Annotated in this window: 9 protein-coding genes; 2 read left to right on the top strand and 7 right to left on the bottom strand. The window is 76.8% G+C overall.

The features are described from left to right. Positions 1-26: 26 nt before the first annotated feature. Positions 27-1,649, top strand: coding sequence for a D-alanyl-D-alanine carboxypeptidase/D-alanyl-D-alanine endopeptidase (gene dacB / locus ABD345_RS22945; RefSeq protein ID WP_344554474.1), 1,623 nt, complete (start codon positions 27-29; stop codon positions 1,647-1,649). Positions 1,650-1,769: 120 nt separating this feature from the next. Here the strand turns inward: dacB and ABD345_RS22940 are convergent, their stop codons facing one another. From ABD345_RS22940 to ABD345_RS22910, 7 genes are read right to left on the bottom strand one after another with little or no spacing between them, the layout of a single operon-like run. Further along, positions 1,770-3,983: an MMPL family transporter gene (locus tag ABD345_RS22940; protein ID WP_344554473.1), complete on the bottom strand. Its 2,214-nt coding sequence runs from the start codon at positions 3,981-3,983 to the stop codon at positions 1,770-1,772. 43 nt (positions 3,984-4,026) lie between these two features. Further along, positions 4,027-5,250 (bottom strand): alpha/beta hydrolase, encoded by a 1,224-nt coding sequence (locus tag ABD345_RS22935; protein WP_344554472.1) that lies wholly within the window; start codon positions 5,248-5,250, stop codon positions 4,027-4,029. Continuing rightward, a complete protein-coding gene (locus ABD345_RS22930) occupies positions 5,247-6,281 on the bottom strand; it encodes an NAD-dependent epimerase/dehydratase family protein (protein ID WP_344554471.1) in 1,035 nt (344 codons plus the stop codon). Before ABD345_RS22930 ends, ABD345_RS22935 begins: the two co-directional genes overlap by 4 nt. Beyond that, positions 6,278-8,590, bottom strand: coding sequence for an MMPL family transporter (locus tag ABD345_RS22925; protein WP_344554470.1), 2,313 nt, complete (start codon positions 8,588-8,590; stop codon positions 6,278-6,280). Before ABD345_RS22925 ends, ABD345_RS22930 begins: the two co-directional genes overlap by 4 nt. Continuing rightward, positions 8,575-10,230 carry an FAD-dependent monooxygenase gene (locus ABD345_RS22920; RefSeq protein ID WP_344554469.1) on the bottom strand — a complete coding sequence of 552 codons (1,656 nt, stop codon included), beginning with the start codon at positions 10,228-10,230 and terminating at the stop codon, positions 8,575-8,577. The genes ABD345_RS22925 and ABD345_RS22920 overlap by 16 nt, the downstream gene beginning before the upstream one ends. Continuing rightward, on the bottom strand, positions 10,227-10,904 hold the full coding sequence (locus tag ABD345_RS22915) for an HAD family hydrolase (protein ID WP_344554468.1): 678 nt from the start codon (positions 10,902-10,904) through the stop codon (positions 10,227-10,229). Before ABD345_RS22915 ends, ABD345_RS22920 begins: the two co-directional genes overlap by 4 nt. After that, the gene (locus tag ABD345_RS22910) at positions 10,895-11,929 is read right to left on the bottom strand and encodes a ScbA/BarX family gamma-butyrolactone biosynthesis protein (RefSeq protein WP_344554467.1); all 1,035 of its coding nucleotides are present in this window, start codon (positions 11,927-11,929) and stop codon (positions 10,895-10,897) included. Before ABD345_RS22910 ends, ABD345_RS22915 begins: the two co-directional genes overlap by 10 nt. Positions 11,930-12,193: 264 nt before the next feature. Here ABD345_RS22910 and ABD345_RS22905 point away from each other — a divergent pair, with 264 nt between their 5' ends. Further along, the gene (locus ABD345_RS22905) at positions 12,194-15,274 is read left to right on the top strand and encodes an AfsR/SARP family transcriptional regulator (RefSeq protein ID WP_344554466.1); all 3,081 of its coding nucleotides are present in this window, start codon (positions 12,194-12,196) and stop codon (positions 15,272-15,274) included. The last annotated feature ends 46 nt before the right edge of the window (positions 15,275-15,320 follow it).

Genomic DNA, 15,320 nt, shown 5'->3' with positions numbered 1-15,320 from the left:
GCCCGTTCCCGCACCCTGGAGCACCCTTGCCCGGACGCACGTCCCGCCACCGCACGTTCCGCCGCAGCCTGCCGTTCGCGGCCGCGGCCCTGGCCGCCTCCCTGCTCGCCGGCTCGGCCCAGGCCGACGACCCGGCCCCGGCCGACGCCACCCTCACCGCCGACCTCGACGCCCTGCTGGCGGACGCCCGGCTGGCCAACGCCCAGACCGGCATCGAGGTGCTGGACGCCACCACCGGCCAGGTGGTGTACGCCCGGCAGCCGCAGGCGCTGCTCACCCCGGCGTCCACCCTCAAGACGGTGACCTCGGCCGCGGCGCTGGACCTGCTCGGGGCGGACTACCGGTTCACCACCGAGGTGCGCACCTCCGGCAAGCGGTACGGCGGCACGGTGGTCGGCGACCTGGTGCTGCGCGGCGGCGGCGACCCGACCCTGCTGGCCACCGACCTCGACGACCTGGCCGCGCGGGTCGCCGCGTCCGGGATCACCAGCGTCACCGGCCGGGTGCTGGCCGACGGCACCCGGTACGACGCGACGCCGCTCGGGCCGGGCTGGGCCTGGGACGACGAGGCGTACTCGTACAGCCCGCAGATATCCGGGCTCACCGTCGCCAACGACCCCGAGTACCTGATGGACACCGTGCGGGTGACGATCGCGCCGGGCGCGGCCGGGGAGGCCGCGAAGGTCACCCTGAACCCGGCCGAGGCGCCGATGACGTTCTCCGGGAAGGTCACCACCGGGGCGGCCGGCAGCGCGACCACCGCCGACGCCGAACGGCGGCGCGGCAACAACGAGTTGCTGCTGTCGGGGAGCATCGCGGCGGGGTCCGCGCCGGTCACCGCGTGGGCGACGGTCGAGGACCCGTCGGTGTACGCGGGCAAGGTGTTCGCGGGCGCGCTGGCCCGGCACGGCGTGAGCGTGCAGCGGGGCGTGCAGGCCGCGGGCGGGGCCGAGGACTCGCAGCCGCTGGCCTCGCACCAGTCGCAGACGCTGGCGCAGTTGATCGTCCCGATGCTCAAGATCAGCAACAACGGCATGGCCGAGCACCTGACCAAGGAGATCGGCAAGGTCAAGGGCGGCCGCGGTGACTGGGCCACCGGCGTCGCCCAGGTGCAGGGCTTCCTGAAGGCCAACGGCCTGGGCACCCCCGCCGGGCGGCAGGTCGACGGGTCCGGCCTGTCCCGCTACGACCTGATCACCCCCGCCAAGATGGCCGGCCTGCTCGAACTCGCCCAGAGCAAGCCCTGGTTCGGCGCCTGGTACAACGCGCTGCCGGTGGCCGGCAACCCGGACCGGATGGTCGGCGGCACGCTGGCCGCCCGGATGCGCGGCACCAAGGCCGAGAACAACGTGCACGCCAAGAGCGGTTCGATGGGCGGCGTCGACAACCTGGTCGGCTACGCCACCGCCCCGGACGGCCGCCGACTGGTCTTCGCCGTGCTGATCAACGACTACGCGGGCACCAGCCCCCGCCCGGTGCTGGACGCGATCGCCGTCCGCCTGGCCACCGGCCCCGCCGCCACCGCCACCGCCACCGCCGGCACCGCCCAGCAGCGGGCCAAGTCGCTGACCGCCCCCGCCGCGGGCGCCCCCGAGGACGCCTACACCGGCACCCGCTGGGAGGACTGCGAAGCCGTCTCGCACTGCTGAGCAGTACCGGCGGACGGGCCCGGCGCGCACCACGCGCGCCGGGCCCGTCCCGCGTTCCGCCGGTGTTCCGTCCCGCGGCCGGCCGCCGCCGCCCGGCCCGCGGGTCCCGGTCCGCGGGTCTCAGTCGGCGAGGCCGATCCGCCGGTGCAGGCGGCGCAGCGGGGCGGGGGCCCACCAGTTGGCGGGTCCGGCGAGCCGCATCACGGCGGGCAGCAGGACGGCCCGGATCAGCAGCGCGTCGACCAGCACGGCGAGGGCCAGGCCGACGCCGAGCTCCTTGAGGAAGACCACCGAGCCGGTGGCGTAGACCGCGAAGGTCAGGCCGAGGATACCGGCGGCGGAGGTGATCAGCGGGGCGCTGCGCTGGATGCCGGTGGCGACGGCGCTCTCGGTGTCGGCGCCGCGGTCGTGCTCCTCCTTGATCCGGGCGACCACGAAGACCTCGTAGTCCATCGACAGGCCGTAGGCGATGCAGAACATCAGGATCGGGATGCTGGGTTCCATCGTGCCGGTGGAGGTGAAGCCGAGCGGCCCGGCCAGGTGGCCGTCCTGGAAGCCCCAGACCAGGACGCCGAACATCACGGTGAGGCTGAGCAGGTTGGAGAGGGTGGCCTTGGCCGGGATCAGCAGGCTGCCGGTCATCAGGAACAGCAGCACGAAGGTCGGCACCAGCACCAGGGCGGCGACCAGGGGCAGCGCGTCCAGCAGGCCGGAGCGGAAGTCGGTCAGGTCGGCGGGGAAGCCGCCCACCAGGACGGGGTAGGGCGCCTGCGCGGTGCGGACCCGGTCGACCAGGGCGGGCACGTCGCCGGCCAGCGCGGCCTCCTCGGGGATCACCGCGAGCCGGACGGCGGAGCCGGTGCGGAAGCGCGCCGCGTCGGGGGACGGGCCGCCGCGGGCCAGGCCGTGGGCGTAGGAGCCGGTGAAGGTGTCGACCTGGAAGACCCCGGGCAGCGTGGAGAGGCGGGCGGCGTAGGCGGCGGTGTCCGCGGGGCCGGGGTCGGTGACGCCGGTCGCGACGACCTGCAGCGCGTCGGTCTCGCGGGCCCCGAAGCCGTCCCGGACCTGCTGCTGGACGACCCGGCTGGTGGCGTCGGCGGGCAGCACCCGCTCGTCCGGCAGGCCGAAGCGGACGCCCAGGAACGGCGCGCCGAGCAGCAGCAGGACGGCGACCACCAGGGTGCCGGAGGCCAGCGGGCGGGCCATCACCCGGCGGGTCAGCCGGTACCAGCGGCCGTCCTCGACCCGGGCCGGGGCGGCCGCGGCCGGGCGCAGCACCCGGTCGCCGACGGCGGCGAGCGCGGCGGGCAGCAGCACGACGGCGCCGAACACGGCGGTGCCGACCACGAAGACGCCCGCGTAGGCGAAGGAGCGCAGGAACCCGAACGGGAAGGCGAACAGCGCGAGCAGCGAGATCGCCACCGTGACGCCGCTGAACAGCACCGTCCGGCCGGCCCGTTCGACGGTGCGGACCACGGCCCGGTGGCGGTCGTGCCCGGCGGCGCGCTCCTCCCGGAAGCGGGAGATCACGAACAGGCTGTAGTCGATGCCCAGGCCCAGGCCCATCACCAGGGCCAGGTTGGCGGCGAAGGTGGAGACCTCGGTGAACAGGGTGACGCCGCGCAGCAGGGCGAGCGTGGCGAGCACCGAGAACAGGCCGACGCCGATCGTCAGCCCGGCCGCGGACCAGCGCCGGTAGACCAGCAGGAGCAGCAGCAGGACGGCGGGCAGCACGATCGCCTCGGCGCCGAGGAAGTCCTTCCGGGCCTGGGCTCCGACCTGCCGGAACACCTCGTCCTGGCCGCCGACCTCGACCTTGACGGTGGCGTCCTGCCGGGTGAAGCGCGGCGACAGCTCGGCCAGGGCCGCCCGGGACTCGGTGGCGGTGCCGTCCAGCCAGGCGGTCACCAGCGCCTTGGTGCGGTCGGTGGAGGCGAGCCCGGGGCTGTCGCCCTGCGCCCAGTAGGAGCTGGTGGTGCGGACGCCGGGGGCGGTGGCGAGTTCGGCGGCGAGCTTCCGGCCGGCCTCGGCGACGGCGGGGTCGTCGACGGTGCCGTGCTCGGCGGTGACCAGCAGGACCATGTTGGGGCTGCCCTGCCCGAACTCGGCGTGCAGGGCCTGCTCGGCCCGGTGGGAGGCCGAGCCGGGCGCCTCGAAGCGGGACAGGGACAGGGCGTTCTGGGCGCCGGCGCCCAGGGCGGCGGCGACCAGCAGCAGCAGGGTGCCGGCGATCAGGACGGCGCGGCGCCGTTCGACCAGCAGGCGCCCCAGCCGGTTCAGGCCGGGCGCGGGCCGGGGTGACCGGGCGGTGCCGGGTTCGCGGGTGGTTGTCATGGCGGCGGGTCTCCTGGGTCGGGGGCGGGTTCGGTCGGCGGGTTCAGCGCAGCCGGTGGGCCGCCAGCCAGTCGGCGAGGCTGTCGTGGACCTGGTGGGCGTCCCGGGCCATGCCCATGTAGTGGCCGGCGCCCGGGATCTCGACCAGCTGGGTGTCGGCGGCACCGGTGAACAGGGCGCGGTGCTCGGCGCCGCCCTGGACGCGGGCGTCCTTCTCGCCGTACAGGAACAGCACCGGGACCTTGATGTCCGCGAGGTGCCGCAGGTCGACCAGGACGGCGTTCAGCTGGGAGGCCATGTCGCCGCAGGGGTGCCGGTTCTGGTGCGGGGCGGCGAGGGCGAGCACGGCGGGGTCGGTGTCGTGGAAGTTGCCGGCCTGGAACTCCTCGGTGCCCAGGTCGTAGTAGGCGTAGCCGCCGGGGCCGGCGGCGCCGTCGACCGGGGACCCGCCGTGCAGGCAGGTCTGCAGCGAGGTGAAGAACCGGGCGTTGGCCTGCGGGGTGAGGCCGAGGTCGGCCCAGTCCATCAGCACCAGGCCGTCGACGTCCTGGAAGGTGTACGCCTCGATCTCGGAGATCTGGCCGCCGTTGGACTGCCCGGCCAGCACCACCCTGTCGAACGGGACGGCGGCCCGGCCGTCCGCCCGGTAGCCGCCGGAGCGGAGCTGCTGGACGATCTGGTGGGCGATGTCGGCCTGGCCGCCGATGCAGCTCTCGAAGCCGTCGGGCTTGTCGCTGGCGCCGTAGCCGAGCCGGTCGATGGTGAGCGAGGCGTCGCCCTTGCGGGCCATCTCCTCGGTGTGGTGGTAGCCGGGCGCGTCCAGCCGCCAGTACCACTCGCCGGCCGCGATGCCGTGCTCGTAGAGGGTGACGGCGCGCGGCCCGGCGCCGTCGGCGAGCAGCGCGGCGGGGGCGGTGAGGTGGCCGCTGACCCGGTAGGTGCGGCCGTCGACGGGGCAGGCGGCCGGGGTCCGGTCGGTGTTCTGGACGGTGAAGCTGACCGGGACGTCGACGATGTCCTCGGCGGCCAGCCGGGCGCGGGTGTCGGCGGCGGCCCGTTCGGCGTGCTCGGCGGTCGGCGCGGCCGGGGCGGCGGCGGGGGCGGGGGCGGCGGCCGGGGCCCCGGCGCCGTCGGCGCGGACCGCGACGGCGGCCGCGGCGGGTGACAGCGCGAGCAGCGCCGCCACGGTGGTCCACAGGGCGGCTTTCCTGGAGCGGGGCACGGCGGCGGCCCTTTCTTCGGTCCTTGCGGGGTCGGTGGTGGTCATGCCGGGAGCCGCCCGTGGTCGCGGTACCAGCGGGCCTCGTCCGCGAGGGTGTCGGCGAGCGGCCGGAAGGCGGTGCCGAGCTCCTGCCGGGCGCGGGCGGAGGAGATCCGGGTGCGGGCGCCGTCGAGCAGCACCCGGACGCCCTCCCGGGTGGCGACCGGGGGGCGGCGGCGCAGCCGGGCGCCCTGTTCGAGGACGGTGGCGAAGGCGAGCGCGGCGGCGGCCGGGATCTCCCGGGGGGCGGGCCGGCCGGTGGCGGCGGCGATGCCGCCGACCAGGTCGTGCAGGCCGTACCAGGAGCCGGCCACCGCGTAGCGGCGCAGGCCGCGGCCGCGGGTGAGCGCGGCGACGCAGGCGTCGGCGACGTCGCGGGCGTCGACCACGTGGTTGCCGGAGCGCGGCACGGCCCGCAGCTCGCCCCGGGCGACGGACAGGAACAGCCGTCCCGCCGAGGTGGGGCCGTCGTCGCCCGGCCCCCACATCCAGCCGGGCAGCACCAGCGGGACGGTCAGCCCCTCGCGGGCGCAGAACTCGGCGACGGCCCGCTCGGCGCGGACCTTGCTGGCCCGGTAGCCGTTGCGCTCCCAGCGCGCGGGCGGCGGGGTGTCCTCGTCGGCGGGCGCCCCGGGGGTGCCGGGGCCGATCGTGGTGATCGAACTGGTGTGGACGACGGTGGGCACGCCCGCGTCCACGGCCTCGCGCAGCAGCGCGGTGACGGCCTCGACGTTGACGGCGTGCATCCGGGCGGGGTCGGCGCCGGGCTGGTAGTACTCGCGGAAGTACGCGGCGGTGTGCACGACGGCGTCGGCGCCGCGCAGGGCGGGGCGGTAGGCGGCCGGGTCGGTGACGTCGGCGGCCGCGACGGTGATCCGGGCGTCGGCGGGGAGCAGCCGGGCGGCCTTGTCGCGGTCGCGGACCAGCGCCGTCACCCGGTGGCCGTCGGCCAGCAGGGCGCGGACCACGGCGCCGCCGAGCAGGCCGGTGGCGCCGGTGACCACGACCCGGTCGGGCGCGGGGCGGACGTCGTTCATCGGGTCTCCTTCCCGGCGGCGGGCGGTTCGGCGTCAACGACGGGCGCAGACGCGGGCGCGGGGGCCGGGCGGGCCTCCTCGCGCAGGCCGAAGCGCTCCTGGAAGCGCCGCAGCGGGGCGGGCGCCCACCAGGTGGCGCGGCCGCCGAGCGCCATCACGGCGGGGACGAGGACGCAGCGCACCACGGTGGCGTCGACCAGGACGGCGAGCGCGACGCCGAGGCCGAGCATCTTGGTGTTGGTGATCCGGGAGGTGCCGATCGCGACCAGCACCACCGAGAGGATCACCGCCGCGGCGGTGATCAGCCCGCCGGTGTGCCGGATGCCGGCGGCGACGGCCCCGCGCGGGTCGGCGCCGCGGTCGCGCTCCTCCTTGACCCGGGCGAGCAGGAAGACCCCGTAGTCCATGGAGAGGCCGAAGGCGACGCAGAACATCAGCACCGGCAGGGTGGTCTCGACGCTGCCGGTCGGGGTGAAGCCGAGCGTCCCGGACAGGTGGCCCTCCTGGAAGACCCAGACCACCACGCCGAACATCGCGGTGAGGCTGAGCGCGTTCAGCAGGACGGCCTGCAGCGGGATCAGCAGGCTGCCGGTGAGCAGGAAGACCAGCACCAGGGTGGCGCCGGCGATCAGTGCCCCGGCGGGCAGCAGCCGCACCGCGATGGCGTGCTTGGCGTCGACCAGGCTCGCGGCCTGGCCGCCGACCGCCGGCCGCAGCGCGGGGAAGTCCCGCCCGGCCCGGCGGATCTCGCCGACCAGGTCCTGGTTGGCCTCGGAGACGTCGCCGCGCCGGTCGGCGGGGGTCACCGTCAGGTGGCCGTAGCCGTCGGCGGTGCGGACGCTGTCGGCGGGGCCGGCCGCGCCGGCGGGGGCGCCGGCCCGGTAGGGGCCGAGCGGGGTGGCGACCTCGCTGACGCCGGGCAGCGCGGAGAGCTTCGCCGCGAAGTCGGCGAGCGCGGCCCGGTCGGGCCCGGTGACGGTGCCGGTGGCGGTGGTCGTGGTGTGCACGAGCACCTCGACGGCCCCGGTGGCGCCGGCCGTGAACTCGTCCCGGACGGCCTGCTGGACGACCCGGGCCTCGGCCCCGGCCGGCAGCTGCCGGTCGTCGGCGGCGGCGAACTGGACCCGCAGGAACGGGGCCCCGGCGGCCAGCAGCAGGGCGGTGACGGCGAGCGCGAACAGCGGGGCGCGGCGCATCACCGCGGTCGCGGCCCGGTGCCAGCCGGCGCCGGGCTCGCCGCCGGCGGCGCCCGGGCGGCCCCGGCGGCGGGGCAGCGGGATGCGCAGCGAGTCGATCCGGTGGCCGAGCAGGGTGAGCAGCGCGGGCAGCACGACCAGCGCGGCGGCGGCGGCGATCAGCACCACGCTGATGCCCGCGTAGGCGAAGGAGCGCAGGAAGTACAGCGGGAAGACCAGCATCGCGGAGAGCGAGACGGCGACGGTCAGCGCGGAGAACAGCACCGCCCGGCCGGCGGTCCGCAGGGTGGTGGCGACCGCCGCGCGGACCTCCGAGCCGCGGGCCCGCTCCTCGCGGAAGCGGCGGACCACGAGCAGCGCGTAGTCGATGGCCAGGCCGAGGCCGAGCGCGGTGGTGAGGTTCTGCGCGAACACCGACACCTCGGTGAAGGAGGTGATCACCCGCAGCGCGGCGTTGGTGCCGAGGATCGCGCAGATCCCGACGGCCAGCGGCAGCAGGGCGGCGGTCAGGCCGCGGAACACCAGGACCAGGATCAGCAGGGTGATCGGCAGCGCGATCAGCTCGGCGCGGGCCAGGTCCTCGGCGATGGTGCTCTGCATCTGCTCGCGGACGGCGACCGTGCCGCCGAGTGCGACGTGCAGTTCGGGCAGGCCGTCGGGGCTGCCCCGGTAGTGCGGGGCGATCCGGTCGAGGACGGTCCGGGCCCGGTCCTCGTCGCCCTCGATCCGGGCGACGACCAGTGCCTTGCGGTGGTCGGCGGAGCGCAGTTCGACGGCGCCGGTCTGCCAGTAGGAGCCGACGCCGGCGACGCCGGGTTCGAAGGCCAGCCGTTCGCCGAGCCGGGCGCCGGCCCGGGCGGTGGCGGGGCTGTCGACGGTGCCGCCGTCCGCGGCGGTGACCTCCAGCACCAGGTTGGGCGAGCCGCCGGGGAAGGCCTGTTCGAGCAGGGCGGCGGCGTGCGCCGACTCGGCGGACGGGTCGGTGGTGCCGCCGTTGTGCAGGCGGTCGGTGACCCCGGTCCCGACGACCAGCGCGTTGATCAGGAAGACCACCGCGAACAGCAGGACGGTGCGGGGCCGGAGGGTGACCGTCCGGCTCAGTCGGTGGAGCATCGGGGTCCTCGCGGGGCGGGGGCGGTGGAGCGCCGCCCGGTGGGCAGCGCGGACAGCAGCGCGTCCACCCGGTCGGGCCGGTCGAGGGCGACGGTCGCGGCGACCACGCCGTCCGGGCGCAGCAGGCAGGCCAGGGCGGTGCCGGCGGCCGGCGGGGTGCCGGGCAGGGTGCCGGCCGCGAGGTCGGGGCCCGCGGGGCCTTCGGGGTCGTCCGCGGCGGTGCCGGGTGCCAGCAGCAGCAGGACGTCGGTGAGGTCGGGCAGGCCGCGCCGGACGAGTTCGGCGGTGGCCCGCTCGGCCGCGCGGGCGGCGGCCGGGCCGTCGCCCGCGACCAGCACGGTGTGCCGGCCGGTCGCCAGGTAGTCGTGCAGGCTGGTGGCCGAGGTGCCGCGCAGGGGCCGCAGCGGGGCGTCGCCGAGTCGGCGGCCGGGGACGGGGGCGCCGGGGGCGGTGCCCGACCGGACGGCCGGACTGGCCGTCAGGTCGAGTTCGAGCTGGGCGAGTTCGGGGACGATCCGGCGTTCCAGGGCGCCGGTCCGGGCGAGCGCGCCGAGCAGCAGGTCGCGCAGCGCCCGGGCCGGGCGGGGCCTGAGCAGCCAGAGCCTGGTCTGCCGTTCGGAGTTGCGCACCGCCCTGGCGGAGGCGGGCCGGCGCTCCGGGTCGTAGCTGTCGAGCAGGGCCGGGTCGGCGCCGCGGAGCACCGCGGCGAGTTTCCAGCCGGCGTCGAAGCCGTCCTGGACGCCGGTGTTGAGGCCCTGCCCGCCGGCCGGGCTGTGCGCGTGCGCGGCGTCGCCGGCCAGCAGGACGGGGCCCTCCCGGAAGCGTGCGGCGACCTTGGTGTGCACCCGGAAGCGGCTGGTCCACCAGGTCTCCCGGACGGTCCAGCGGCCGCGGCCGCGGGCGTCCAGGAGTTGCTGGAGCTCGGCGGCGTCGGGCGGGCCGGTGCGGCTGCCGGGCGGCAGGTCGAAGAAGATCCGGTGCCCGCCGTCGGGCAGCGCGACCAGCACCAGGACGCCGTCCGGGCTGAGGTGGTACTGGGCCTCGTCGGGCGGCAGGTCGCCGTCGATCCGGCCGTCGCCGAGCACGAACTCGCGGTCGTAGCTGCTGCCCCCGTACGGGACGCCGATGCTCTCCCGGACGGTGCTGCGGGTGCCGTCGGCGCCGACCAGCCAGGGCACCGACACCGTCTCGGCGGTGCCGTCGGCCCTGGTCAGGCCGGTTTCGGCGCGGCCGTCGGCGGTGGTGACCGAGGTGACGGCGGTGCCCCACTCGACCCGGCCACCGAGGTCGAGCAGCCGCTCGTAGAGCAGTTCCTCGGTGACCGGCTGGGGCACGCACAGCGGCCGGGGGAAGCGGGTCCCGGTCAGGCCGCCGAAGCGGACGCCGGCCAGTCGGCGGCCGCCCGACCAGTAGGAGGCGCCGTTGAGCGGCAGGGCGCGCTCGGCGAGCGCGTCGGCGACGCCGAGCCGGTGCAGCGCCTCCAGGGCGCCGCTCCACAGCACCAGGGCCTTCGGCTCGGGGGTGAAGCAGGAGCGGCGGTCGACCAGCCGGACCGGCACGCCGTGCTGGAGCAGGGTGCAGGCCGTGGTCAGGCCGGTCGGGCCGGCCCCCGCGACCAGGACCTCGGGGGCGGCGCTCACCGCTCCCCCGCCCCGGCGGCCAGCAGCGCGTCGACGTCCCGGACGGCCTGCGCGTCGTCCTGGAACAGCACGGCCCCGAGGCCGAGCCGTTCGGCGGCCGCGCAGTTCTCCGCGGTGTCGTCGACCAGCAGGCAGTGCCCGGCGGTGGTGCCGAGCCGGGTCAGCAGCCGCCGGTACAGCTCCGGGTCGGGCTTGCGGACCCGCTCCGCGGAGGAGTCGACGACCGCGTCGAACAGCTCCTCGACCGGGAGGGTGGCGCGCCAGCGCGGGCCCCACTCCGCGACGTTGTTGGTGAGCAGCGCGATCCGGTACCCGTCGGCCTTGAGCTTGCGCGCGTAGTCGACGATCCGGTCGTTGGCCCGGCGGCCGAGGAACCACAGCTCGCCGAACGGGCGGCCCGCCAGGGCGGCCTCCGAGCCCGGCGGGAGTTCGGCGAGCAGCCGCTCGGTGAACTCCCGCTCGGTGATCGCGGCGACCTCCAGCTCGGCCATCGGGCTGATCCCGTGGCGCTCGGTGGCGGCGGCGAACGCCCGGGCGATGTCGGCGAGTTCGATGCCGGTGCGGCGGCCGAAGGCGGCGAAGGTCTCCGACAGCGGGTTGGTCAGGACGCCGCCGTAGTCGAACACCACGGTGTCGACGGGCCCGACCGGCGGGTGTCCGGGGGTCAGCTCCACTGGGTCACCTCGATGGCGAGGGTGGCGACCGGGTGGTCCTCCTGGGACACCGTGATCTCCACCGGGACGGTGACGGCGCCGAGGTCGCCGTCGAAGCCCGCCTGGCCGACCCGGGCGACCGCCCTGGTGACCAGGTCGAGCTCGGCGAAGTCGGTGAACTCGGCCCGGGCGGCGGTGACCACCAGGCTCTCCGCGGGCAGTCCGTGCAGCTTGGCGACCGCCGCGACGGACAGCTGCCGGGCGGCCTCCAGCTGGAGGTTGCCGGGCACGTGGTCCAGCTGGTGGTCGAACAGGTGCGGGTGCCCGGTGTCGACCACCAGCAGCGCCGAGGCGGTGCCGGAGTCGCTGACCGAGGGCTCGGTCAGCACCGTGTTGGCCTCGTCGCGGCGGCCGACCAGGGCGGGTTCGGCGCGCAGCAGTTGCGGGTGGCGCGGCGAGCGGCCGTCCAGCTTCTTGCGGTTGCCGGCCCGGAGCATCTGGAAGGCCCGGGTGCTGACGAAGGTCAGCGCGCCGGAGCCGACGATGGCGGGCTCGCCGTCCAGCCAGAGGGTGCCGGTGAAGTCGAAGCCGAGCACCCGGCCGGCGCCGTTGCGCTGCGGGCTGACGGTGGTGGAGAGCACGGCCTGGGCCGGGCGGGGGCCGATCCGCAGCGCCTCCAGGCCGAACACGTCCAGGTTGAGGGCGCTGAAGATGAAGGCCCGGTCGAGCGGCACGTCCAGGTAGCGGTGGGCGACCAGCACGCCGGACTGCCGCAGCACCTCGACCAGCAGCAGGAAGTCGTAGCTGCCGCCGTGCTCGCCGACCACGTGGCCGCGCGGCAGTTGGGCGGCCACCTCGAAGGTGTGCCGGTCGTCGGGGGGCTGTGCCCCCGTGATCCGGGCGGAGTCGGTGACGAAGACCTCGGCGACCGCGGCGCGGTGCACCAGGGCGCGCGGCACCGTCGCGTCGAAGCGGAGGTCGGCCTGCGGCCGGTGCCCCTCGTGCTCCTTCGGATCGCGCGGTAGGACTTCGGGTATCGCGTTCATGTGTGTTGCCCCCCGTGTGACATCTGAGTTCCGTGGGCGGGGCACCGCCGTGTGCCCGGGGTCCGCTGCGTTCCCCCACCGCGCCCCGCCTCGGTGACCACTGTCCCGGTCCGCGCTTCCCGTCGGCTGAAACGGACGGGAAGCCACCGGGAAGCGGTGCTGCGACGGGCCCGTGACGGCGGCGCGAAAGCCCGGCCGGGGCCGCGGCGCGGTGGTAGCGTCGCGCGGGGTTGGTTGGTCCACGGATGGCATCGGGGCGGGGCGATGACGGGCGGGACGCGGTTCGAGGTGCTCGGACCGGTTCGGGTGCGGCGGGGGTCGGCGGAGACGGACCTCGGACCGCCCAGACAGCGGGCGGTGCTGACCGTCCTGATCCTCAACTGCCGCCGACCGGTGTCGACTTCACGGATCGTCGAACTGGTGTGGGGCACCGACGCCCCCGAGCGCGGCGTCAACCTGGTGCAGAAGTACGTCTCGGGGCTGCGCCGCGCCCTGCAGGGCGTCGCCGAACTCTCCTGGACCGACGCCGGGTACGTGCTGGCGCCGGACGGCACGGTGGACGTCGAACGGTTCGAGGCGCTGCTCGCCGCGGGCCGCACCGCCCGGACCGCCGGTGACCCGGCCGCCGCCGCGGCGGCGCTCGCCGAGGCCGTGGCGCTGTGGCGTGGCCCGCTGGCGCAGGGGGTGGGCGGCCCCGGCCTCGAACCGCTGCGGCTGCGGCTCACCGAGTCCTGGCTGGCCGCCAAGGAGGACCTGTTCGACGCCGAGCTGGAGCTGGGCCGACTGCCCGACCGGCTGTCCGAGCTGCGTCGGCTGACCGCCGAACACCCGCTGCGCGAACGCTTCCGGGCCCAACTGGTGCTGGCGCTGGCCCGGGCCGGCCGGCCCGCCGAGGCGCTGGCCGAGCACGACCGGGCCCGGCGCCGGCTCGCCGACGAGCACGGCCTCGACCCCGGCCCGCACCTGCGGGCCGCCCAGGAGCAGGTCCTGCGGATGACCTCGGACGCGCCGGACCCGGCCCGCCCCGCCGCACCGCCCGACCCGGCGCCCGCCGGCCTCACCCCGGCCCAGCTCCCGCCGGCCCAACTCCCGCCGCCGCAGCGGGTGTTCGTCGGCCGCACGGCGCTCGCCGCCCGGCTCGCCGAACTGCTGGTGCCGACCGGGCCGCCGCCACTGGTCTGCCTGGAGGGCACCGCCGGGGTCGGCAAGAGCGCGCTGGCCCTGCGCGCCGCCCACCGGGCCGCCGGACTCTTCCCGGACGGGCAGCTCTTCGCCGACCTGCACGGCTTCGGCCGCGGCCTGCCCGCCGACCCGTCCGAAGTGCTCGGCGGCTTCCTGCGCGCCCTCGGGGTGCCCGCCGAACGCCTGCCCCGGGAACTCGGCGAACGGATCGGCCTCTACCGGTCGATCCTGGCCGGCCGGGCCGTGCTGGTGGTGCTGGACGACGCGCGGGACGCCGACCAGATCCGGCCGCTGCTGCCCGGCGGCCACCGGTGCGCCGTGCTGGTGACCGGCCGGCGCCGCATGATCAGCCTGACCGTGCGGGAGGACGCCCACCGGCTGGTCGTCCCGGTGCTGCCCGACGAGGAGTCCCGGGAACTGGTCGGCTCGCTGCTCGGCCCCGACCAGGGCCGGGACGGCGCGGCGGTCGACCGGATCGTCGCGCTCTGCTCCGGACTCCCGCTGGCCCTGCGGATCGTCGCCGCCAACGCCGCCCACCGGGCCGACCTCCCGCTCGCCCGGATCGCCCGCGAACTGGCCCGCGACCGGGTCGCCGCGATCTCCGTCCCGGACGAGGCGCAGACCGCGCTGGACTGCTCGATCGGCCTCTCCTACGACCTGCTCCCGCCGGACGACCGGGAGCTGTTCTGCCTGCTCGGACTCGTCCCCGGGCCGGACTTCACTGTCCGGGCCGCCGCCGCGATGGCCGGCCGCGGGCCGGCCGCGACCGAACGCGGGATGCGCGACCTGGAGGTCGCCAACCTGCTGGAACGCGCCGCCGACCGCTACCGCTTCCCGCACGAGCTGCTGCGGCTGTTCGCCCAGGAGCGCGCCCACCGGGAGGTGCCCGCCGCCCGGCGGGACGAGGCGTCGCACCGGCTGCTGGGTCACTACCTGGCCGCCGTGCTCCGCGCCGAGGGGCGCGGCCTCCCCGGCCCCGACGTCCCGGGCTCCGACGTCCCGGGCCCCGAACTCGACGCCGACCTCGAAACGACCGACCTGGAGCGCGAGTTCGACAACCTGACGGCGGCCGTCCTGCACGCCGCCATCGCCGGACCGTACCCGCCGGTGTGGCAACTCGCCGACGCACTGCGGACGTTCTGCAAGCAGCGCGCCCGCACCGCGCAGTGGTGCCGGCTGGCCGAAGCCGGACTGACCGCCGCCCGGCGGGCCGGCGACCGGCGGGCCGAGGCCGCCATGCTGCTCAACCTCAGCGACGCCGAGCACAACTCCGCCCTGGTGGAGGAGGGTGCCGAACACGCCCGGCAGGCGCTGGCGCTCGGCCGCGAACTCGGCCTGGACCGGATCGAGGCGTCCGCGCTGGACCAGCTCGGCCGGGCCGCCTGGATCCGCGGCACCCTGAAGGCCGCCCGGACGCTGCTGACCGCCGCCGTCGACGTGCACGCCCGCACCGGCGACCGGCTCGGCCTGGCCACCTCGCTGTCGGCGCTCGGCCGGACCGAGTTCGACGCGGGCCGCGCCGAAGAGGCGTACCGGCACTGCACCCAGGTGCTGCGGCTGGCCCGGACCATCGGCGCGACCGCCGTCGAGACCATGGCCCTGGTCGAACTGGGCGTCCTGCACTCCGCCCTGGGCCGGCCGGAGAACGCCGTCCGCTCGCTGCGCGCCGCCCTCGCGCTCGGCCGCGACGGCGGCCACCGGCGGGCCGAGGCGCTCGCCCTGGCCCGGCTCAGCCTGCTGCGGGCGGACGGCGACCGGCCGCAGCGCGCCCTGACGGACGCCCAGGGCGCGCTGCACGTCGCGCAGGCCCACGGCGACCACTGGATCGAGGCCGAGTGCCTGAACGCGACGGCCGCCACCGCACTGGCCACCGGCGACACCGACACCGCCGCCGCCCGCCACCGCGCCGCGCTGGCCCTGGCCACCCGACTCGGCTACCGCCGGGCCGAACTCCAGGCGCTGCTCGGCCTCGCCGAGACCGCCCTGCGCCGGGGCGACACCCCGCGCGCCGCGGACTACGCGGGCCGGGTCCGGGCCGCCGCCACCGACCTCGGCCACCTCCCGCTGGCCGCCGAGGCCCTGCGCATCGAGGGCCGCCTGCGCACCGCCCCGGGCGCCGTCCCCGGCCCCGCCCCGGCCGACCGGGAACACCTGGGCTGCTGACGCCGCCCTCCCGGCCCGGTCCGGGAGCAAGCGCCCCGGGCCCCGG

It is taken from the genome of Kitasatospora saccharophila (assembly GCF_039529925.1).
Classification (GTDB): domain Bacteria; phylum Actinomycetota; class Actinomycetes; order Streptomycetales; family Streptomycetaceae; genus Kitasatospora; species Kitasatospora saccharophila.
Note: the sequence above shows the minus strand (reverse complement) of the source record. Positions and strands in the feature narration are given on the sequence as shown.